At 66.1% G+C, this 20024-nt stretch carries 23 protein-coding genes; 13 read left to right on the top strand and 10 right to left on the bottom strand.

The features are described 5' to 3' along the window. Window positions 1-26: 26 nt before the first annotated feature. Genes B0684_RS00935 through B0684_RS00945 form a run of 3 tightly spaced genes read left to right on the top strand, consistent with a single transcriptional unit; the run spans window position 27 to window position 1817 of the window. Window positions 27-833 (top strand): biotin--[acetyl-CoA-carboxylase] ligase, encoded by an 807-nt coding sequence (locus B0684_RS00935; protein ID WP_026304818.1) that lies wholly within the window; start codon window positions 27-29, stop codon window positions 831-833. Then, window positions 826-1608: a type III pantothenate kinase gene (locus B0684_RS00940; RefSeq protein ID WP_018650028.1), complete on the top strand. Its 783-nt coding sequence runs from the start codon at window positions 826-828 to the stop codon at window positions 1606-1608. Before B0684_RS00935 ends, B0684_RS00940 begins: the two co-directional genes overlap by 8 nt. Continuing rightward, the gene (locus B0684_RS00945) at window positions 1596-1817 is read left to right on the top strand and encodes a hypothetical protein (RefSeq protein WP_018169943.1); all 222 of its coding nucleotides are present in this window, start codon (window positions 1596-1598) and stop codon (window positions 1815-1817) included. Before B0684_RS00940 ends, B0684_RS00945 begins: the two co-directional genes overlap by 13 nt. A gap of 7 nt (window positions 1818-1824) precedes the next feature. Here B0684_RS00945 and B0684_RS00950 read toward each other — a convergent pair whose 3' ends face one another. From B0684_RS00950 to dapC, 4 genes are read right to left on the bottom strand one after another with little or no spacing between them, the layout of a single operon-like run. After that, window positions 1825-2352: a DUF2062 domain-containing protein gene (locus tag B0684_RS00950; RefSeq protein WP_018650029.1), complete on the bottom strand. Its 528-nt coding sequence runs from the start codon at window positions 2350-2352 to the stop codon at window positions 1825-1827. A 13-nt stretch (window positions 2353-2365) separates the two neighbouring features. Next, window positions 2366-2719, bottom strand: coding sequence for an ArsC family reductase (locus tag B0684_RS00955; protein ID WP_018650030.1), 354 nt, complete (start codon window positions 2717-2719; stop codon window positions 2366-2368). Next, window positions 2712-3533, bottom strand: coding sequence for a 2,3,4,5-tetrahydropyridine-2,6-dicarboxylate N-succinyltransferase (dapD, locus tag B0684_RS00960; RefSeq protein ID WP_018145491.1), 822 nt, complete (start codon window positions 3531-3533; stop codon window positions 2712-2714). Before dapD ends, B0684_RS00955 begins: the two co-directional genes overlap by 8 nt. 45 nt (window positions 3534-3578) lie before the next feature. Beyond that, window positions 3579-4772: a succinyldiaminopimelate transaminase gene (gene dapC, locus B0684_RS00965; RefSeq protein ID WP_018650031.1), complete on the bottom strand. Its 1194-nt coding sequence runs from the start codon at window positions 4770-4772 to the stop codon at window positions 3579-3581. A gap of 233 nt (window positions 4773-5005) precedes the next feature. Here dapC and B0684_RS00970 point away from each other — a divergent pair, with 233 nt between their 5' ends. The 5 genes from B0684_RS00970 (at window position 5006) to B0684_RS00990 (ending at window position 8215) form a co-directional block, all read left to right on the top strand. Continuing rightward, window positions 5006-5383 (top strand): ArsR/SmtB family transcription factor, encoded by a 378-nt coding sequence (locus B0684_RS00970; protein ID WP_018169939.1) that lies wholly within the window; start codon window positions 5006-5008, stop codon window positions 5381-5383. A 112-nt stretch (window positions 5384-5495) separates the two neighbouring features. Further along, a complete protein-coding gene (locus B0684_RS00975; protein ID WP_018176665.1) occupies window positions 5496-5966 on the top strand; it encodes an ArsI/CadI family heavy metal resistance metalloenzyme in 471 nt (156 codons plus the stop codon). Between the two features lie 30 nt (window positions 5967-5996). Next, window positions 5997-7088 carry an ACR3 family arsenite efflux transporter gene (arsB, locus tag B0684_RS00980; protein WP_018176666.1) on the top strand — a complete coding sequence of 364 codons (1092 nt, stop codon included), beginning with the start codon at window positions 5997-5999 and terminating at the stop codon, window positions 7086-7088. Beyond that, window positions 7085-7378: a CC/Se motif family (seleno)protein gene (locus B0684_RS00985; protein WP_018169936.1), complete on the top strand. Its 294-nt coding sequence runs from the start codon at window positions 7085-7087 to the stop codon at window positions 7376-7378. Before arsB ends, B0684_RS00985 begins: the two co-directional genes overlap by 4 nt. A gap of 15 nt (window positions 7379-7393) precedes the next feature. Next, on the top strand, window positions 7394-8215 hold the full coding sequence (locus B0684_RS00990) for a universal stress protein (protein ID WP_018650032.1): 822 nt from the start codon (window positions 7394-7396) through the stop codon (window positions 8213-8215). A gap of 31 nt (window positions 8216-8246) precedes the next feature. On the opposite strand, the gene B0684_RS00995 is transcribed toward B0684_RS00990, so the two are convergent. The 3 genes from B0684_RS00995 to B0684_RS01005 form a co-directional block, all read right to left on the bottom strand. Beyond that, window positions 8247-8978 carry a glycosyltransferase gene (locus B0684_RS00995; RefSeq protein ID WP_018650033.1) on the bottom strand — a complete coding sequence of 244 codons (732 nt, stop codon included), beginning with the start codon at window positions 8976-8978 and terminating at the stop codon, window positions 8247-8249. A gap of 5 nt (window positions 8979-8983) precedes the next feature. Then, on the bottom strand, window positions 8984-9304 hold the full coding sequence (locus tag B0684_RS01000) for a rhodanese-like domain-containing protein (RefSeq protein WP_018176668.1): 321 nt from the start codon (window positions 9302-9304) through the stop codon (window positions 8984-8986). A gap of 324 nt (window positions 9305-9628) precedes the next feature. Beyond that, complete coding sequence (locus B0684_RS01005; RefSeq protein ID WP_018650034.1) at window positions 9629-10282, bottom strand: Crp/Fnr family transcriptional regulator; 654 nt, start codon at window positions 10280-10282, stop codon at window positions 9629-9631. A gap of 683 nt (window positions 10283-10965) precedes the next feature. Here B0684_RS01005 and B0684_RS01010 point away from each other — a divergent pair. The 4 genes from B0684_RS01010 to B0684_RS01025 all read left to right on the top strand — a co-directional run bounded on the left by B0684_RS01010 (window position 10966) and on the right by B0684_RS01025 (window position 16233). Beyond that, window positions 10966-12006 (top strand): fatty acid desaturase, encoded by a 1041-nt coding sequence (locus B0684_RS01010; protein WP_018650035.1) that lies wholly within the window; start codon window positions 10966-10968, stop codon window positions 12004-12006. Between the two features lie 736 nt (window positions 12007-12742). Beyond that, window positions 12743-12919, top strand: coding sequence for a CsbD family protein (locus tag B0684_RS01015; protein ID WP_018176672.1), 177 nt, complete (start codon window positions 12743-12745; stop codon window positions 12917-12919). 136 nt (window positions 12920-13055) lie between these two features. Continuing rightward, window positions 13056-13664, top strand: coding sequence for a PAS domain S-box protein (locus tag B0684_RS01020; protein WP_018169930.1), 609 nt, complete (start codon window positions 13056-13058; stop codon window positions 13662-13664). Between the two features lie 22 nt (window positions 13665-13686). Next, the gene (locus tag B0684_RS01025; RefSeq protein ID WP_018650036.1) at window positions 13687-16233 is read left to right on the top strand and encodes a chemotaxis protein CheB; all 2547 of its coding nucleotides are present in this window, start codon (window positions 13687-13689) and stop codon (window positions 16231-16233) included. A gap of 419 nt (window positions 16234-16652) precedes the next feature. Here B0684_RS01025 and B0684_RS01035 read toward each other — a convergent pair whose 3' ends face one another. Together B0684_RS01035 and B0684_RS01040 are read right to left on the bottom strand one after the other, a co-directional pair. Next, window positions 16653-16967 carry a BON domain-containing protein gene (locus B0684_RS01035; RefSeq protein ID WP_018169928.1) on the bottom strand — a complete coding sequence of 105 codons (315 nt, stop codon included), beginning with the start codon at window positions 16965-16967 and terminating at the stop codon, window positions 16653-16655. Between the two features lie 112 nt (window positions 16968-17079). Next, entirely contained in the window at window positions 17080-17238 is a 159-nt protein-coding gene (locus tag B0684_RS01040; RefSeq protein ID WP_018145506.1) for a DUF3309 family protein, read from the bottom strand. Between the two features lie 456 nt (window positions 17239-17694). Here B0684_RS01040 and B0684_RS01045 point away from each other — a divergent pair, with 456 nt between their 5' ends. Beyond that, window positions 17695-17880, top strand: coding sequence for a hypothetical protein (locus B0684_RS01045; RefSeq protein WP_018650037.1), 186 nt, complete (start codon window positions 17695-17697; stop codon window positions 17878-17880). Here B0684_RS01045 and B0684_RS01050 read toward each other — a convergent pair. Continuing rightward, entirely contained in the window at window positions 17877-19646 is a 1770-nt protein-coding gene (locus B0684_RS01050) for a putative bifunctional diguanylate cyclase/phosphodiesterase (protein WP_018650038.1), read from the bottom strand. The two genes, B0684_RS01045 and B0684_RS01050, sit on opposite strands and share 4 nt — an antisense overlap. Window positions 19647-20024 lie beyond the last annotated feature (378 nt).

Raw genomic sequence — 20024 nt, forward strand, 5'->3', positions numbered from 1 at the left:
CCGAGACCGCGTTCACAGTTTGCATTATGGCGCCGGAGAGCGCACGCCTGAAAGCGCGTGTCGAACGCCTGGTCGACGGGGCGGGTGTGACGGCGCCGGCGGTCGAGGTGCTGGAGTCGGTGGACTCGACCAACCGCTATCTGCTGGAGACCCGCCCCGAGGCGGGCGATCTGCCACGCGCCTGCGTGGCGCAGGCCCAGACAGCGGGTCGCGGGCGGCGCGGTCGCGTCTGGCATTCGCCTCCGGGGGCGAGCCTGGCGCTGTCGCTGGCATGGCCCATCATGCAGGGGCGGGTGCCGCCCGCCTATCCGGTCGGGGTTGGCGTTGGGGTCATCCGTGCGCTGGAAGCGCTGGGTCTGGAAGGTGTGCGACTCAAGTGGCCCAATGACCTGATGGTCGATGCCGCCAAGCTGGGCGGCATCCTGGTGGAGCAGCGCGCGGCGAGTGGTGGCCAGCCAGGCTGGCTGGTGGTGGGGATTGGTCTCAACCGGCAAGGCGCCGGTGGCCTGGAGCTGGACCGCGCGGTGACCGATCTCGCGACCCAGCTCCCCGGCCCGGTTCCAGAGCTCCTGGAGCTTGCAGCCCGGGTGATCGCGGAGCAATGTCGCCTGCATCCGCTGTTGATGGGCGAAGGGCTTGTGCCGCTGGAGCGTGAGCTGGTACGGCTGGACTGCCTGCGCGGCCGGCCGGTCGAAATCCTGGATGACGGCGCCCGCGGACAGGCGCATGGAATCGATCCGGCGAGCGGCTGCCTGGTTGTGCAGTTCGACGACGGTGCGATCCGGCACCTGCATTCGGGCGAGGTCTCGGTACGGAGTTGCGAACATGGCTGACATTGCCCTGGTGGATATCGGCAGTACCCGTGTGAAGTGGCAGGTGCGCAACGCGGAGGGCGAAGTGCTGGGGTCCGGGGCGAATCGCGACCCGGCCGGTTGTGTCCGTGGCCTGGCCTCGATGGCGCGCGAGGCCCCGCTCACGGCCGTCTGGTTGTCGCGGGTCGGGCCCGGCGAGCGCGAGGAGGCGTTCTCGGCCGAACTGGCGTCCGCCGGGATCGACGCGCCGGTACACGCGGTGACGGTGCCGGCGAACGGCCCGCATGGCCTGCGGATCGACTATGCGGCGGGGCAGCTGGGCGTCGATCGCTACTGCGCGCTGGTCGCGGCGCGGGCCCGCTGCGATGCGCCGATGATCCTGGTCGATGCTGGCACCGCCGTCACCGTGGATGTACTGGAGGCGGACGGTCGCCATGCGGGAGGCTATCTGTTGCCGGGGCGCCAGCTCGGCTGGGAGGCGCTGCAGACGCGTCTGACAGATCGCATTGCGCCGCGCGAGGCCACGCAGTGGCCGGATGACCTGGAGACCGCGCCGGGCCTGAACAGCACCGAGGCCCTGGAGCGCGGATGGAGCCTGGGGCTGGCCGGCGCGCTGGATGGCTTGATCGCGCGCTCGCGGACCGCAGAGCGGGCGGGCGCGGCCTGCTGGCTGACGGGGGGGGATGCCTACTGGCTGGCGCCGGTGTTGCGTGCAGAGTCCACGATCTTCCCGAACCTGGTGCTGGACGGCCTCTGGGAGCTGTCGCGCTGGGAGGGCGCCGAATGCGCTGGCTGATCCTGTTTCTCGCGTTGGTGAACCTGGGGTATTTCACCTGGGCCTGGCACGACGGCCGCCTCAACCCCGATCCCTACGCGGACGTGCCCCCGCTGGAGCGCAATGGTGGCGAGGTGGAGCTGCTGGATGCGTGGCTGGAGGCGCCTGCTGGTGACCCGGACCCGGGTGATTCGGTGTGGCGTGAACGACTTCGGAGCGAGGTCCCGTAGTGGCTCTCTAACGCTCCCGCTGTGCAGCGCGCTCGGCACGGCGCCGGTCGCGGTGGCGTTGCCAGGCGGCCGACAGGCGGCGGGAGGCCCAGTAGCCGGCAATGGCGGTTGGCGTGGCGATCAGCAGGCTGCCCATCAGGGTATAGGTGATCTCGTCCCCGATGCCCTGCAGATACCAGGCGTCGGGGTCGTGCGAGATCAGGGGGACATGATAGAACACGGCCTCGCCGAGTTCGTGGAAGCCCCAATACAGCGGCGCGGCGGTGAAGGGGTTGCTGACGAACGAGGCCACGAACGCCGTGGGAAAATTGCCCGCCAGTGCAATGCAGAGAATGATCATCAAGACGGTCTGGAAGCCGACCGTGGGGGTCAGGCCAATAAACAGCCCGATCGCGACCCCGCGGGCCAGCGCCTCCGGGCCGCTCTTCATGCTCCCGGCGGCATGCAGCCCGGAATGCAGGCGCGGATGACGGGCCAGCCAGTTGTGGGCGCGCCAGCGCAAGGCCCGCCAACGGATGCTGGCCCGTCTCAGCATGGCCGCGAGTGCCTCAGGCCGCTCCCCACCGGGCCGCGGTCTCGGGGGTCCAGCCGACGGTGATCGCGTCGTCCTGTTCGATGACGGGCCGCTTGATGAGCGCCGGGTGTTCGAGCATCAGCGCGATGGCGCGTTCCGCATCCAGTCCCTCGCGCTGATCGTCCGGGAGTTGGCGCCAGGTCGTCCCGCGCCGGTTGACCAGGGTCTCCCAGCCGACGGCATCGACCCAGCCGCGCAGCCGATCCGCCTCCAGCCCGTCCTTGCGAACGTCCACGAAACGATAGCCCACGCCGGCCGCATCCAGCGACCGACGGGCCTTGCGGACGGTATCGCAGTTGGCGATGCCGTAGAGCGCGATCTCAGACATCGCGCAGCAGGGCGTTCAGGCCCACCTTGGCCTTGGTCTTCTCGTCCACGCGCTTCACGATCACGGCGCAGTACAGGGAGTACTTGCCGTCCTTCGACGGAAGGTTGCCGGAGACGACCACGGAGCCAGCCGGCACGCGGCCGTAGAGGATCTCGTCGTTCTCGCGGTCGTAGATGCGGGTGGACTGGCCCAGGTACACGCCCATGGAGATGACCGCGCCTTCCTCGACGATCACGCCCTCGACCACCTCGGAGCGCGCGCCGATGAAGCAGTTGTCCTCGATGATGGTCGGGGCGGCCTGCAGCGGCTCCAGCACGCCGCCGATACCCACGCCGCCGGAGAGGTGCACGTTCTTGCCGATCTGGGCGCAGGAGCCGACCGTGGCCCAGGTGTCTACCATCGTGCCTTCATCGACATAGGCGCCGATGTTCACGTAGGACGGCATCAGCACGGTGTTGGGGGCAATGAAGCTCCCGCGGCGGGCGGTGGCCGGGGGCACGACGCGCACGCCCGCCTCGCGGAAGTCGCGGCTGGAGGTATCCGCGTACTTGGACGGGACCTTGTCGTAGTAGTTGGTGAAGCCGCCCTTGATGAACTCGTTCTCGGAGATGCGGAACGACAGCAGCACGGCCTTCTTGAGCCATTCGTTCACCACCCAGTCGCCGTCCTTCTTCTCGGCGACGCGGGCACGGCCGGTGTCCAGCATATCCAGCGCCTCGTTCACAGCGTCGCGGACGTTGGTTTCCACGTTGCGCGGGTTGATGTCGGCGCGGCGTTCAAAGGCGGCTTCGATGGTGCTCTGGATATCGGACATTAGGTATTCCCTTTAAGGCAATGAAAAATAAATTGATGAGTGGCGTTAACGATACAGCGCGGTGATCCGCTCGGCCGCCTCGATGCAGGCGGCGGGCGCGGCGACCAGCGCCATGCGCACGTGTCCGGCCCCGGGATTGTGCCCCGTCTCCGGGTCGGTCCGGGAGAGGTAGCGCCCCGGCAGGACCGTGACCCCCGCCTCGCCGTAGAGGCGTCGAGCAAAGCCCTCGTCGTCACCATCCGGCACGCGCGGCCACAGGTAGAAGCCGGCGGCGGGTGCTCGCACGTCGATCACCGATTCCAGGATCGGGACCACTGCAGCGAATTTCTCGGCATAGAGGGCACGATTCTCGGCCACGTGGGCCTCGTCTGACCAGGCGGCGCGGCTGACGGCCTGGGTCGGCGGCGGCAGGGTGCAGCCATGGTAGGTCCGGTACAGCGCGAAGCGGTCGAGCAGGGCCGCATCGCCGGCCACGAAACCGGACCGCAGCCCCGGCAGGTTGGAGCGCTTGGACAGGCTGTGGAAGACGATGCAGCGCTCGAAGGCGGTATTGCCTATTCGCGCGGCAGCGCCCAGCAGGCCGGCCGGCGGCTCGCCATCGGGGGGGTAGATCTCGGAGTAGCATTCGTCCGCCGCGATGATGAAGTCGTGGCGCTCGGCCAGGCGGATCAGATCCTGCATCGCGGCCTCGGACATGCAGGCCCCGGCGGGGTTGCCCGGGTTGCAGATGTAGACCAGCTGCACGTCCTCCCAGGTGGCCCGGTCGACCGCCGAGAAGTCGGGCAGATAGCCGTTCTCCGGCGCCAGGTCGTAGAAGGCCGGCGCGGCCCCGGCGAGCAGCGCCGCGCCCTCGTAGATCTGGTAGAACGGATTCGGCATCAGCACGCGGGCGCCGGGCTTCTCCGCCACGACCGCCTGGGCAATCGCGAACAGGGCCTCGCGGGTTCCGCTGACCGGAAGCACCTGCCGTTCCGCGTCCACATTGCCGAGATCAAACCGCCGTTGCAGCCACGCCGCGATGGACTCGCGCAGGGCCGGTTCGCCGCGTGTGGTCGGGTAGTGGTTGAAGCCCTGGAGGGAGGCCCGCAGGACGGGTTCGACGAAATCGGGCAGTGCGTGACGCGGCTCGCCAATCGACAGTGCGATGGGCTCCCGGTCCGCAGGCGGTTGCAGGTCCGCGAACAGCCGGCGCAGGCGTTCGAACGGATAGGGCTGTAGCCGGTCCAGGCGCGGGTTCATGGCGGCTCGGGCGTCGTGGTCGGAGTTGAACGGAAGACTGCGCAGTATACCGGGCCTCGATGCCCCGCGGGAAAACCCCGACAGACCGGCGGCGACCGGGTGGCCCGGCGCAGACCCTGCAGGCTGAGCGGGGAGGCATCGGGCGGTTCTTGAGAAAAAGGTGCGCGCCCGCGGCAACGGCGCCTGGGTCCTGTGACTTGACAACGATACAAGGATCGTTGAAATATCGGCCTATGGATAAGGTCACCGCCACCCACATGTTCGAGTCGCTGGCCTCCGGCATTCGCCTGGATATCGTGCGCCTGCTGGTGCGTTATGGCCACGCTGGGCGGGTCGCCGGCGAGATCGCCGAAACCCTGGAACTGCCGCGCACGAACCTCTCGTTTCACCTCAAGACCCTGACGCAGGCGGGTCTGCTGACCGTCACGCAGGAAGGGCGCTACCAGCGCTATCGGGTGAATCTCGACGCGATGCAGGACCTGGTCGCCTACCTGACCGAAAACTGCTGTGCGGCCGACTCCGACAGCTGCGCGTTGCCTGCGGCCCTGGATTGTGCAGGGGATACGGAAGCCACAGCGGCTCTGCCAGTGCCGGGCCGGCACGTCCGATAGACCACGCGCCCGGGTGGGGACCGCAACAACCGAGCCGGACCGGGTTCACCCGGGATGGCCCGTGGGACCCCGGGCCGATCCGCGAAATGTAGGGAATCAAGGAGTCTGATCCATGAAGCGCATGCACCTGCACGTTTCCGTGCCGGAACTGGAACCGGCGATCCGCTTTTACTCGCAGCTGTTCGCGGCCCAGCCGAGCGTGGTCAAGGGCGACTACGCGAAATGGATGCTGGAGGACCCGCGGGTGAATTTCGCGGTGTCGGCCCGCGGTGCGCCGGTGGGCCTGAACCACCTCGGCATCCAGGCCGAAGAGGCGGCCGAGCTCGAGGAGCTGGGCCAGCGTCTGGACGCCATCGACGCGGACGTGCGCGAGGAGATGGGCACGCATTGCTGCTACGCGCAATCCGACAAGTACTGGACCACCGATCCGGCCGGGATCGCGTGGGAGAGTTATCACACGCTCGGGAGCATCCCGATGTTCGGCGCACAGGATGAAGGGACCGGTGACTGCTGTGTACCGGAAGGGACATCAAGCGTCTCGTGCGGGCCAGCTAGTGACAATGAAGCCAAGGGTTGTTGCTGACGCGTTACCTGGGCAGATACGGAGGAAGCAATGACCGACCGGAACGCCTCCGTCGAGGAGATCTCGACGAAGGAAGGCATGGGCATCTTCGAGCGCTACCTGAGCGTGTGGGTGGCGCTGTGCATCGTGGCGGGCGTCGCCCTGGGGCAGTTCCTGCCGGTGGTGCCGGAGACCCTGTCGCAGTGGGAGTACGCCCAGGTCTCCATCCCGGTGGCCATCCTGATCTGGGCGATGATCTACCCGATGATGGTGCAGATCGACTTCTCCGCGATCCTCGGCGTGCGCCGGGAGCCGAAGGGCCTGGCCATCACCACCTCGGTGAACTGGCTGATCAAGCCGTTCACCATGTTCGCGATCGCCTGGTTCTTCTTCATGGTGGTGTATGCCGCCTGGATCCCGGAAGACCTCGGGCGTGAATACCTGGCCGGGGCGATCCTGCTGGGCGCGGCGCCGTGTACCGCGATGGTGTTCGTCTGGAGCTACCTGACCCGCGGCGACGCCGCCTACACGCTGGTACAGGTGGCGGTGAACGACATCATCATGCTGTTCGCCTTTGCCCCCATCGTGGTGCTCCTGCTGGGTGTGTCGAACATCCACGTGCCCTGGGACACGGTCGCGCTGTCGGTGCTGCTGTACATCGTCATTCCGTTCGTCGCCGGCTACCTGACGCGCATCTGGCTGATCCGCAAGAAGGGCATCGAGTGGTTCGACAACGTGTTCATGAAGCGTCTGGGCCCGGTCACGCCGATCGGCCTGCTGGTGACGCTGGTCCTGCTGTTCGCCTTCCAGGGCGAGCGCATCCTGGAGAACCCGGGGCATATCGTGCTGATCGCGATTCCGCTGATCATCCAGACCTTCCTGGTGTTCTACATCGCCTATTACTGGGCCAAGGCGTGGCGCGTGCGGCATGCGGTGGCCGCGCCCGGCGCGATGATCGGCGCGAGCAACTTCTTCGAGCTGGCGGTGGCCGCGGCGATCGCGATGTTCGGCCTGCAGTCGGGTGCGGCGTTGGTGACCGTGGTGGGTGTGCTGGTCGAGGTGCCGCTGATGCTGGCGCTGGTGCGCATCGCCAATCGCACCCGCCACTGGTTCCCGGCGGACACCGAGGGGAAACCGGCATGACCACGGTTACCCTGACCGATGCGGCACGCGACTGGCTGGCCGGGCAGGGCGGCGAGGTGACGCTGCGGTTGTCTACGCGCCACGGCTGCTGTGGCGGCCAGGCCGCGGTGCCGGTGGCCGAACCGGGCGCACCGCGTAATGCGGACGGTTATACCGTCCGGGAGATTGATGGCGTCCGGGTCTTCGTCGCCGATGATCTCGGTGCGGGTCCCTATCGTATTGATGGGGAGGGCCTGTTTCGCTGGCGCCGGCTGGTGGTGGAAGGCGAAATGGGCCAAAGCCAAAACTAAAGGCTGGAGAGCGCGATGTTCGAACATATTCTGGTTGCAGTGGACTTCTCGCCCGCCTCGGCCCGTCTGGAGGGCCAGCTAGAACGCCTGCGAGCGCTGGGCTGCCGCAGGCTGACCCTGGTCCACGTGCTGGTTGGGGGGTACACCCAGGCCCCCGAGCTGGGGCATGGCCCGTATTACGAAGAGCGCCTGGAGGAAATGGCCACCCGGCTTCGGGGGCGAGGTTTCGAGATCGATACGGCCGTCTGCGCGGGCGCCGTGGCCTCCGAACTGGAGCGCGTGGCCCGAGAGCGTGGTGCCGGCGTGATCCTGGCCGGCAGCCATGGTCACAGCTCGCTGCGCGACATCTTGCTCGGTAGCACGGTGCTGGATCTGGCGCGCCGCGCCCGGCGCCCGCTGCTGCTGGCACCCACCGGCGGCGATGTGGCACTGGCCGAGGCCCCGGTGAGTCGCCCTTTGCTGGCGACGGATGGCTCGAAGGCCGCAGCGGCTGCCGAGGAGGTCTTCTTGCAGGTCTTGCCTCAGTGTCGGCGCGGGGTGGTGGTGGCGGTCGGGCGTTGGGGCGATGATCCCGAACGCGTCGAGGAGCGCCGGACCATCGAGGCCCACGTCGAGGGGCTGGCGCAGCGGGCCGGTGAGCGCCCCTTCGACACCGTGCTCGTCGGCCAGGGCAAGCCCTCGGTCGTGATCGGTCGGGTGGCCGAGGAAAAGGCCGCGGATCTCGTGGTCATCGGCAAGCGCGGTCGCAACCCGGTCACGGACCTGCTGCTGGGCAGCACGGCCGAGGCGGTATGCCGCCAGGCCCGGCGCCTGACGCTGCTGGTGCCATCATCCTGAGAGGCCAAGTTCTGGAGTTCGATGTGTTTTGTTAATGCCGGCGTGGGCGGGTGTACCAGAACCAGCTGAGGCGGCGTGAGCGCAGGCTCCAGGGGAACAGCAACACCTGCGTCACCACGAGGATGTGGCGGCCTGGATGGAACCAGTCCGCCTTGCGGCCGGAGGTCAGTACGGGCGTTTCCAGGATCTCGACGCGCTGGCCGTGCGCGCGGCCCCAGCGTCTCAGCGCGCGGGACAGGAACACCTCTTCCCCCGCGTACACGGCCTCGCTGAAGCCGCCCACCGCCGCGAAGGCCTCGCGGGTGCAGAAGACGTAGCAGCCAGCCGCCAGAACCAGGCGCGCGGAGAGGGTGTTCCACGCGGTGGCACCCCAGCGATAGATCCAGTGGCTGAGGTGGTCGAAGGTCACCCGTGCGCCACCCCCACAGACCTCGCCGCTGTCCAGCGCGTCCAGTGTTGCCTGCAACAGGGCGCGGTCGGGCCAGGTGTCGGCATCGACGAACAGGAGGTAATCGCCGCAGGCTGCGGCCGCGCCGGCATTGCGGGCGCGGCTGATGCGGCGCTCGGGTTCGAACACGACGCGGCATCCCGCGGCCTGGGCAATCTGTGGCGTGCGGTCGGTCGAGGCGTTGTCGACCACGATGATCTCGCTGTTCCGGTCAATGCCGGACAACGCTTCCTGCACCGCCGCCAGGGTGCGCGGCAGCCATTCGGCCTCGTTCCAGGCCGGGATGATGATCGACAGGGCCGGTCTGCGGGACACGCGGTTCAGTAGGTCGGCATGTGGGGGTCGACATCGCGCGCCCAGGCATCGACGCCGCCGGTCAGGTTGATCACGTGCTGGAACCCGGCCCGGTCCAGAAATCCGCAGACCTGCTGGCTGCGCACCCCGTGGTGGCAGATCACCACGATCTCGTCCTCGGCGTTCAGATCCTGATAGGCCGTCGGGATCTGGCCCATCGGGAGCAGTTGCGAGCCCCCGATGTGGCAGTGCTCGTATTCCCAGGGCTCGCGTACGTCCAGGAGCAGCGGCGGGTTCTCCGCCTGGGCGAGGTAGTCCTGTAGTTCTCGGGGAGACATCTGGCGCATGGGTCGATCCGTGCCTGAGTAAGCCCGTCACGCTAGGGTGCGGCGGGCCGGGGTGCAAGAAACACGATCCTTACCGCGTCGAGAGGGATCGACCGGCATGCAGCCGCGGAGGGAGACATGGATTCATGGGTACGGCGGGTCGAGGCGCTCGGGATCGCATCGCCTGGTTTGCGGCAGGAGGGCTGGCTGGAGGTTGCCGCGGTTCTTGTATGACTGCGGCGATGGGGAGGCATGCGAGAGCATGCGAATGGCGTCCGGACCCGCGACGTTCGTGGTGGATGGGCCTGGCCCCAGGCGCTTCATCCATTGCGATCCAGGGGGCTGTCAGCGAGACACGGCCAGGAGGCTCCCCGGCTGCAGATCAGGCGACGTTGACAGCAGACGATGGTATTCCGCCCGGACCGCCGTATAGCATTCACAGGCACACGCCTCCAGACCGGGCCGGTCGAGCACGGTGATGTGCCCGCGGTGATACTCGATCAGGCCCGCTTTTTGCAGTTTTCCGGCGGCGCAGGTGATGCCTTCCCGGCGCACGCCCAGGATATGCGCGATCAGTTCCTGGGTCATTTCGAGGGTGTTCGCGTGCAGACGGTCGAGATTCAGCAGCAGCCAGCGGGCGAGTTGCTGGTCCAGGGTGTGGTGGCGGTTGCATACCGCCGTTTGTGCCATCTGGGTCAGCAGCGCCTGGGTATAGCGCAACAGCAATTGCTGCATGTGCCCGCCGTGGGTGAACTCGTCTTTCAGGACCTGGGCCTTCAGCCGGAACCCGTGTCCGGCGCTGTGCACGACAGCGCGGCTGGATGTGCTTTCGCCGCCCATGAACAAGGAGACCCCGATCATGCCCTCGTATCCAACCACGGCGACTTCGGTTGTTGCGCCATCCTGCATCACGTTGAGGAGGGACACGATGGCCGTGGTGGGGAAGTAGGCGTAGCGCATCGGGTGTCCGGGCTCGGCGAGGACTTCCCCCAACGGCATGGGTACCGCCTCCATGTGCGGGGAAAGATGCGCGTAGTCATCGAGCGGAAGTCCTGCGAGCAACTCGTTCGCGCGAAGTCTATCGGAGTACGGCATCCTGGCCCCCCTGCCCGAAGGTTGAATCAGTACATAAGCCCCCCCCGGTGGCCGCAAGCGCGACGGTGCCCCATCGCTGCTGGCTGAAGTGTTCATGGAGATCGTTACAAAGCCATGTTGCTTTAATAGACTTCCGGATGCTGGGCGTCAACGCTCTATTCACGTAAGCGTGAACTCGACAGGATTCTTTCGGGGGGCGTCCACCCGCATACGTGTCGCCCCGGGCCACGCGGAGCCGAGCCTGGATGGCGGGCAGATCGAGTAACACCCGGGTGCTACAGAGGTTTGGACGTTCCACGTTCAATGTGCGTGTCCAATTGGCGTGACCAGGGCGTCTGCACGAACTTGCGGAGGTGAACAGACGACAAGGCTCGCGGGGGGCGGAGCGGAAGCTGCCATGGTGCAGCAGGCGCAATGTGCGGGATCGAACATACGGTGAACGCGCCTGGCCCCAGTATAGGTTGGAAGTGTACGGCTTTCGGACCCGTTCCTAGTGTCGAAACCGAAAGCCTGGTGTTAGAAACCGGTTCGCCGGCGGTGGGTTGTGAACCCGGTCGCTGGAGTCGAGCCAAGTACGGAGCCCCAGCATGGAGCCACAAGCAGCGGTTGTCGAACCCGCCGATGATCCCCGAGCGTTACAGCGCGCACTGTCCGCATATCGTACGCCGCTTCTCGCGCGCAGCGTGTTTGAACTGGTCGTTACTGTGATCCCGTTCGGCCTTTTCTGGTTTCTGACTTGGGCCAGCGTGAGCGCCGGCTACTGGGTCGGCCTGGTGCTGGCCATTCCCGCTGCCGGGTTTCTCGTGAGGCTGTTCATGATCCAGCATGACTGCGGGCACGGGTCATTCTTCCCGTCCCGGCGTGCGAACGACTGGGTGGGGCGGGCGCTGGGCATCTTCACGCTCACGCCCTACGACTTCTGGCGCCACACGCACGCCCTCCATCACGCACACTCCGGCAATCTGGATCGCGCGGACGAGGGGAGCATCGAAACCCTGAGTGTGCGTGAATACCAGGCGCTGTCTCCCTGGCAACGCCTGCGTTACCGGCTGTACCGGCACCCGCTGATCCTGTTCGGGCTGGGTCCGGTGTACCTTTTCATGTTGAGCAACCGCCTACCCGTCGGGTTCCTGCGCGCGGGATGGATGCCCTGGCTGAGCACCATGGGTACTAATGTGGGCATTGCGCTGGTCGTCGTTGCGATGATGTGGCTGGTGGGTGCGGGCACCTTTCTCCTGGTGCACCTGCCGATCGCGGTTCTGGCGGGCGCGATCGGCGTCTGGCTGTTCTATGTCCAGCACCAGTTCGAGAATACGCGATGGGCGCACGACGAGGCGTGGAGCTTCCAGGAAACGGCGCTCTACGGAAGTTCTTATTACGAGCTACCTGCGGTGCTGCGCTGGATGACCGCGAATATCGGGGTACACCACGTCCATCATCTCGCCAGCCGCATTCCCTTCTACCGATTGCCCGAGGTGCTGGAAGACCATCCGCAGCTTCGCAAGATCAGCCGTGTCACGCTGAAGCAAAGCCTCCATTGCGCCCGGCTCGCCCTGTGGGACGAGGAACGGCAGCGTCTGGTCCCCTTCGAGCACGCAAGCACGGAGACGCCTCCGGTACGCGCGTAGGCATGCAGAGCGGGGTCTCCGGCAGGGCGCTCGACGGCTGCGTCGCGCACGGGGAGCGGACGTGCGAATGGATCAGGGTCTCCCTGGCGCGCAACCGGCCATGCCGGACAGAGTGCCCGGGCTGCACCCTGTCCGGCGGATGGGGCCTGTGATCGCTCCCTGAATGGCCGGCGGGCTGTGCGGTACAGCCCGGCAAAGCCGCAGGCGGACCCTCCGCCGCGACGATGCGAGGCCTATCGGAGTCCGAAGAAGCCCAGTATGAACAGGACGATAACGATGGCGCCGACGATGTAGATGATCTGGTTCATGAGCTTTTCCTTGGTTTGGACGGGTTCGGCGACAGGCTGTCCGAACCCGGTGATTCGCCTTTAAGCGTATGCGTGGCCGGATGGCCCGTCGGTGCGGCACCGCACAGGGAGTTTCGGGGCTCATTCGAGCTGCCAGTGCACCGCATTGGCGCCTGTGGCGCACAGACGCCCGCATGGCCGCATGCCGATCGGAGGGCGGGCGGGGCCGCGTCCCGCGGCCGGGTTTTGTTCGGCAGCAGACAGACGCAGGGCTTGGGGCCCGTGTAGCTTGGAGCTGGCGAAACGCCGAGAACGTGGGCGGTCGCTCGAGCACGCCGGAGACCGCCTCCGGGACGCGGGTCGGGTCCCGTAAGTGAATGACGGATGGGCCGGGCGGCCATCCCGGACGTGACTCCTTTTTATCGACAACCGTTAATGGGAGAACAAGCATGAACAAGGACCAGATCAAGGGCCGCGTCGAAGAGGCGAAGGGCCAGGCAAAGCAGACGGCCGGAAAGGTCGTTGGCAACAAGGAACTGGAAGTGAAAGGGCGCGCTCAGAAGGCGGGTGGAAAGCTCCAGGCGGGATATGGCGACCTGAAGAAGGACATCAAGGATTCCACCTGACCCGGACTTTCCGCGAGTGACACCGGTCACCGGCTGCGATCGCGGTGCGTCCGCCGGGAAGCAGAGCGGCCCGGCACCGGGCTATTATGCGCGCACCAGGGGCGGTGACCTCGGGATGGATTTGACTGGAGGACCGATGCGGAAGCTGAGCCCGGAGTTCGAGAGACAGTTGCAATTGCGCCATGAGGCCGAGTCCCGGCTTAAAGAGGGTTCGGCTCCGCCTACCGGTGGCTGGACGGTGGGCCCGGATTCGCTGACGCTCCTTTACCGCCTGGCAAGCGACCCCGATACCGCCGCGGATGCGCTCAGGCTGCTGAGTGAACTGCAGACCCACCAGGTCGAGCTGGATCTGCAGAATTTCCAGCTGAGAACTGACCAGGAGGAGCTGGACCAGGCCCTGGCTCGTTATCGAAGTCTCTATGAGTTTGCACCGGTGGGGTACCTGGTTGTCGGGCTCGATGGAAGAATCCGCGAAGGCAATCGCGCCGGAGCGGAGCTGCTCGGTACGGCACCGGATGGACTCGAGGGCGAGCCCCTGGCGTCGTGGTTCGCGCAGGGCAGCCAGTCGGCGATCCAGGGCGTGGTTGATGCGTGCCGGGAAGGCGCCGGGGGCGTCTGCTGTTCGGTTGAATCCAGCAGCCGAGGGGGTGATGGCGCAGAACTTTTGCGAATGACCGCGAGCCTGGGCCCGGGGGGCGAGGACGTATTGCTGATCGTCTCGAGGTGCGAATCATCGCCGCGATGAGTCTGCCCGGGAGGCGCTGAGTATGGGTAACCGTTCCCCTGTCGATGCTCCGGAGGCGGTGCGCATTATTGGTATCGGGGCATCGGCCGGCGGTCTGGTCGCGCTGGAGGAGTTCCTGCACCGCATACCGCCGGACAGCGGCATCGCTTGTGTCGTGGTGCAGCATCTTGATCCCACCCAGAAGGGGCTGCTGCCCGAACTGCTGCAACGGGTCACCGCCATGCCGGTGCGTGCGGCCGAACAGGGCATGCGCGTCGAGCCCGGTCACGTGTATGTGATTCCGCCGAACACGGAACTCACCGTGGTCGGCACGACGCTGCACCTGGGCGCACCCGCAGAGCCACGGGGCATGCGCTTGCCAGTCAATATCCTGTTTTCGTCGCTGGCCGGTGGGCAAGGCGAACGCGCCATCGGTGTCGTGCTCTCCGGTATGGGCTCGGACGGAACGGCGGGCCTGGAGGCGATCAAGGCCGTGGGCGGCCTGACGGCGGTGCAAGACCCCGAATCGGCGCAGTTCGACTCGATGCCCCGAAGCGCGATCAATGCGGGGTGTGCCGATATCGTGGCGACGCCGAGCGAGCTGCCGGAACGGATCCTGGCCGTCGTGCGCGAGGCGAGCGCCGTTTCGGGCGAGGCGCTACCCTCGGACATCTCCACGCCTCTGGAACGGATCGTTGCCGCGTTGCAGCAGCGGATTCGCCATGACTTTTCGCTGTACAAGCCCAGCACGCTGCAGCGCCGGACGGAACGGCGCATGGCCATCCATGGCATCGCCTCGCTGGAGGAGTACGCAGCGTTCCTTGAACACAACGCGCAGGAAGCCGAACTGCTGTTCAAGGAACTGCTGATCGGCGTGACCAGTTTCTTCCGTGATCCCGCCGCCTGGGAGTATCTGGCGGATACGGTGCTGCCCGAGCTTCTGGAGCGCCAGAAGGGGACAGAGAAGCTTCGCGCCTGGGTGATTGGCTGTTCGACCGGCGAGGAGGCCTATTCGCTGGCCATGGTGTTCACCGAGGTCATGGAGCGATCGCCGCAGCCGCCTGCCGTCACGCTGCAGATCTTCGCGTCGGATTTGAGCCCGGACGGCATTGCGACCGCGCGCCGGGGCCGGTACCCACTCGCGATCGCGGACGATGTGTCGCCCGAACGGCTGGCGCGTTTCTTTACCGCCCATGAACACCACTATCAGGTCATACCGGGCATTCGGGACATGGTGCTGTTTTCCCAGCATGACGTGATCCTCGATCCGCCATTCACCAAGCTCGACCTGATTGCCTGCCGCAACCTGCTGATCTATTTTGGGCCGGTGTTGCAACGCAAGCTGCTGCCCCTGTTCCACTACAGTCTGCGCCCGGGTGGCGTACTGTTTCTGGGGACTTCCGAGACCGTCGGGCAATTCAACCATCTGTTCACGCCGATCGAGTCGCGGCTGCGGTTCTATCAGCGCCAGGATCACACCTACATGGGTGGGCGTGATTTCCTGCCTCATGCCTTCCCGCCCCTGTCCGGCCCGAGCAAGGAGCGTCCCGTGTCCCCATCCGAGGTTTCCTCCCAACCCACCGATGCGCTGCAGGCGGCGGCCGATCAGGTCCTGCTGCAGGTGTACGCGCCGGCCGCGGTCGTGCTCAATGCCGACGGGGATATCGTCTACGTCAGCGGCCATACCGGAAAGTACCTCGAGCCGGCCGCCGGCAAGGCCAACTGGAATATCTTCGCCATGGCGCGCGAAGGCCTGGGTGGACCTCTGGCCGGGGCGTTGAAAAAGGCCGCGAAGGCCGACCGCCCCGTGCACTTGCATAGCCTGGAGGTGCCCACGCACGCCGGAGTGCAGCGCGTCGATGTCACCGTGCACGCCTTTCATGACGCATCCCCCTTGCGGGGCATGACCATGATCGTATTCCGTGATCTGGCCCCGAGCACGGCCGGGCAGGGTGGGCGCAGGAACAAGGGCAAGGGGGCAATGCCGGCCGCGCATGCCGCCGAGCTGCAGCAATACCGCGCCGAGATCGAGGCCTTGCGCGAGGAGGCGCGCACGGCCCGGGAAGACTCGCAGGCTGCGACCGAGGAGCTGCAATCCGCCAACGAGGAACTGCAATCGTCCAACGAGGAGCTCAACAGCTCGAAGGAAGAGATGCAGTCCATGAACGAGGAACTGCAGACGATCAATGCCGAGCTGCAGGCCAAGCTGGACGATCTCGCGCTCGCGCAGAGCGACATGCAGAACGTGCTCAACAGCATCGATATCGCCATCCTGTTCCTGGATCAGAATCTGGATGTCCGGCGTTATACCGATCAGGCGGCCCGGGTCTTCCGACTCCGGGAGAGCGATGTCGGCCGGCCGCTGAGCGATCTGACCACCAGCCTGGAATACCCGGAACTGCATGACGATGCCCGCGATACCCTGCGCACCCTGGCCGTCTCGGAGAAACAGATCACGACCGACGACGGGCGCTGGTTCACGGTCCGCATCATGCCCTATCGGCGGGTGGACAACGTGATCGACGGGGTGGTGATCACCATGGTCGATATCACCGAGACCAAGAGGCTGGAAGCCGGGTTGCGGGACTAGGGAGACGCTGATCTATCGCACGCCCGCGTTGGTGCCCCCTGTTGGCCGAGACAACGCGCGTCGTGTAGCGGGTAGTGGTTCTACCCGCAAGCGGCGCAACGCAGGATCGGGGAACAGGGGGCGCCAACCCCACGAGCTATTGAGCGCAGGGGCTCGGCCGCCCGTTGTTGACAAAAACGGGCGTGGGAACGGCGTTGCGGTTCCCTTGTGCAGAATGACTGCACGGCAGTCACCGCGCCTTGTTCGCACGCAAAAGCGACTCGAGCGCGAACGTGTACATTAATCAGTGTTTCCCTAGGGCAAACCGATGACGGCCCGCCCCAATGGGCGGGCCGTCATGGAGCATGGACGAGTGGCGGCGCGTCACCGCGATCGCGGCCTCGGCAGGGTGGCCGAGCGTGCGTAGCGGGGTCCGACCGCTATTTGAGCTGCATGTCGTTTTCGACCGACCGTACGCCCTCGACGCCACGTGCGATCTCGACGGCCTTGTTGATGTCCTCCTGGGAACTGACGAAGCCGCTCAACTGCACGCGGCCCTCGTAGGTCTCGACGCTGACTTCGAAGCCGCTCAGGGATGGCTCGTTGAACAATGCCGCCTTCACCTTGGTGGTGATCACGCTGTCGTCGACGTACTCGCCGACAGTCTGTCGTTCATTCGATGCAGCGCAACCCGCGAGGAGCAGGGCCAGCAAAAGGGTCAGGAAGATCGGGGGTAAATATCGCAACTGTCTCATTTCTTGTTCTCCAGATGGGTATGGACCAAGTCACCGTGGACGGTGTCGGTCAGGTGCTGCCTTGGCTTCGGGGTGTCGGTGGCGGCATGTCCGTCGGCAGGAACGATGGGGACTAGATCCGGCCGGTGAGTAGCAGGATGAGAAGGATGATCAGCACCACGCCGATTACCCCGCCCGGGGCATAGCCCCAGTTCCGGCTGTGCGGCCACGTCGGGATCACGCCGATCAACAGCAGGACAAGGACGATGAGCAGAATGGTTCCCAGTGTCATGGCGTTTCCCTCAGTGTTGTGGGCCGTTTTGTGGCCGGGTCTTCTTGACCAGCACCTGTGAGAAAGTCTGGCGCGTGCCCGATGGGCTGTCTGTACGATCCCGCACACATCGCGGGTCTTTCCCGAAGCGAGAAAGGCCAGGCAGTAAGGCGGGGCCGGCGAGCAGGCGTGCGGGCTTGAGTTCACCCGGCGCGTGGGCCACCCAACCCGTGTGGACCAAGGGGCGGGTAGGCCTCGCCTGGGCCGGTGGGCGATCGGAGGGGCCGTGCACGGAAGGTGATTTTGTTCGGCGGCGAACAGAGTCGTCCCCGGGGGGATGGCATTCTTGTTCGGTAGCGTTTCCCTAAGTCGGGTCAGCCCGGGTAGCGGGCTGTCGGTTTTCTACTCGGGGGAGCCTGGACGAGACGGGCCGTCCGCGCTGTGGAACTCGCATTCAGTCCGGAGACAGGAGAGATCATGACCGCCAACGAACTCGGAAACGCCGCCGGTGACGCCCTCGACCGCAAGGGTACCTGCGCAGAAGCGGGCGATGGCACTACCTTCTCCAGGAGTGCCCTTGCCAGAATCTGGAGCGGGCAGGAACGGCTGCGACAGAAAATGCGGAGCAGAACCTCGACGAGCGCTGCTCACCGCAACGGCTAAGGGCGCGGCCCTGCCTTGCGCAATAGCCGCTGAAAATCATCCAGTGGCAGTGGCGCGCTGAACAGGAAACCCTGGAAGGCATCGCAGTCCTGATCGGCGAGGAGACGGCGCTGTGCCTCGGTTTCCACGCCTTCGGCAACGGTCGCGAGCCCCAGGCTCTTGGCCAGGGCGAGGATGGCCGAAACCAGGGTGGCGTCATTCCCCGGTTGACCCATGTTGGCCACCAGCGATCGGTCGATCTTGATTTCCTGCAGCCTCAGCCGTGTAAGGCGAGACAGGGACGACCACCCCCGTCCGAAGTCATCCACCGACAAGCGAACGCCGAGGTCCATAAGCTGGCACGACCGTGCGATGGTCGCTTCACTGCTGTCGAGGGTCGCGCCCTCGGTCAGCTCCAGGGTCAGCTTTTCCGGATTGGCGCCAGTGGACTCCAGTGCCTGGCGGACCTGATCGATGAAATCGGCCTGCTGGAACTCCAGCGCACTGATATTGACCGCCAGGGTGAGTTCGCGGGTAGTGGGATCCTGCGCCCAGGCGGCGAGCTGGGCGCAGGCGATCTCCAGCACCCAGCGTCCGATGGGCAGGATCAGACCCGTCTGCGCGGCCATCCCGAGGAAGGCGCCAGGCGCCATCAATCCGTGTTTCGGGTGTCGCCAGCGGAGCAGCGACTCGGCCCCCACCACGCGCCGTGTTCCATCGAACCGGGGTTGGTAGTGCAGTTCGAGCTGTCCCTTGCTTAGCGCCTGGCCCAGTGCGTCCTCCAGGATGCCCCGGGCATCCAGCACTGCCTGCATGGACGGGTCAAAGAAGATTACCCGGTTACGTCCGGCCGATTTCGCCCGGTACAGGGCCAGATCGGCATGCTGGAGCAATTCTTCTTCGGCTTCGCCCGGACCGAACAGGCGCACGCCGATACTGGTCGTGCAGTGGAACGCGAAGTCGCCGAGATTGACGGGCTCGGCAATGCTTTGACGCAGTTTCTCGCCAATGCTCTGGGCGAGCAGGGCGGCGCTGTCCCGCGTCGGCCCCAGGCCATCCAGGATGACCACGAATTCGTCTCCGCCCATGCGCGCCACGGTATCGCCTTCGCGCAGCCCGGCACGCAGGCGCTGTCCCAACTCGGCGAGGAGCCGATCGCCGGCGTCGTGACCCCGGGTATCATTGAGCACCTTGAAATCGTCGAGGTCGAGAAACACGATCGCGCCGTAGAGGCCCTTGCGCTCGGATGCCGCCAGCGTCTGGGCCAGGCGGTCCAGTAGGAGCCGACGGTTGGGAAGGCCGGTCAGCGCATCGAAATAGGCCAGCCGGTGGATCTCTGCCGCGGCCTCGGCGCGCTCAGTGATGTCGAAGAACGCGATGCGCATGGTGGTCCCGGTGTGGGAGCGGTCCAGCACGCCGCATTGTAGTTGGGCCGGGAACTGTGAGCCCTCCGCGTTCTGGAGTAGAAGTTCGTGCTCCTGGGGTGCGTCGAGGCGGCCCGCCCACACGGCCGCGGCCCGTTCCTGCCACCGCTCCCGGTCGCAGGAAGCGATGAACTGGTCGAAGGAATGTTCAAGCAACTGTGCCTGGGTGAGGCCCAGGAGCCGGGTGGCGAGCTGATTGGCGTCGGTCAACCGGCCATCGGGCGCAAGGATGACATAGGCCACCGGGGCGGATTCGAAGAGATCGACATAGCGGTTACGCGATTCCTCCAGTTCATGCTGGGCCTGACGCAGGGTCTCGTTCTGCATCTCCAGTTCGATCTGGTTAACCCGGAGTTCGTGCACGAGTGCCTGGGTCGATTCGGGGGGCTCCCGGGAAGCGACCCTTGCGAGGCGGGCCTCCGCCGCGCGCCGCAATGCGTTCTTGGTCTGGTACTCATCCCTCATCTGGTACTCAAGCCTCATGGTATCGTCCCTGTCGCATTCGGGGTTCGGCACGCCTCGTGGCCGTCTGCGTGTACCACCAGGTGTAAAGATTCATCACAAACGATTCGACCGGACGCATGCAGATGGCAGGGCGGCGCGGTGTCCGCGCGGGGTCGAACGCTCATGCCCAACCCTGGCACCGACCCTCCAGGGGGTCTGTGCGCTAGCGAACACGCGGCCGGTTCAATGGGCGGTGCCATCCCTCCGGGCCGATGGGCCGGGCCGTGTGGGCCATGC

It is taken from the genome of Thioalkalivibrio versutus (assembly GCF_001999325.1).
GTDB classification, from domain to species: Bacteria; Pseudomonadota; Gammaproteobacteria; order Ectothiorhodospirales; family Ectothiorhodospiraceae; genus Thioalkalivibrio; species Thioalkalivibrio versutus.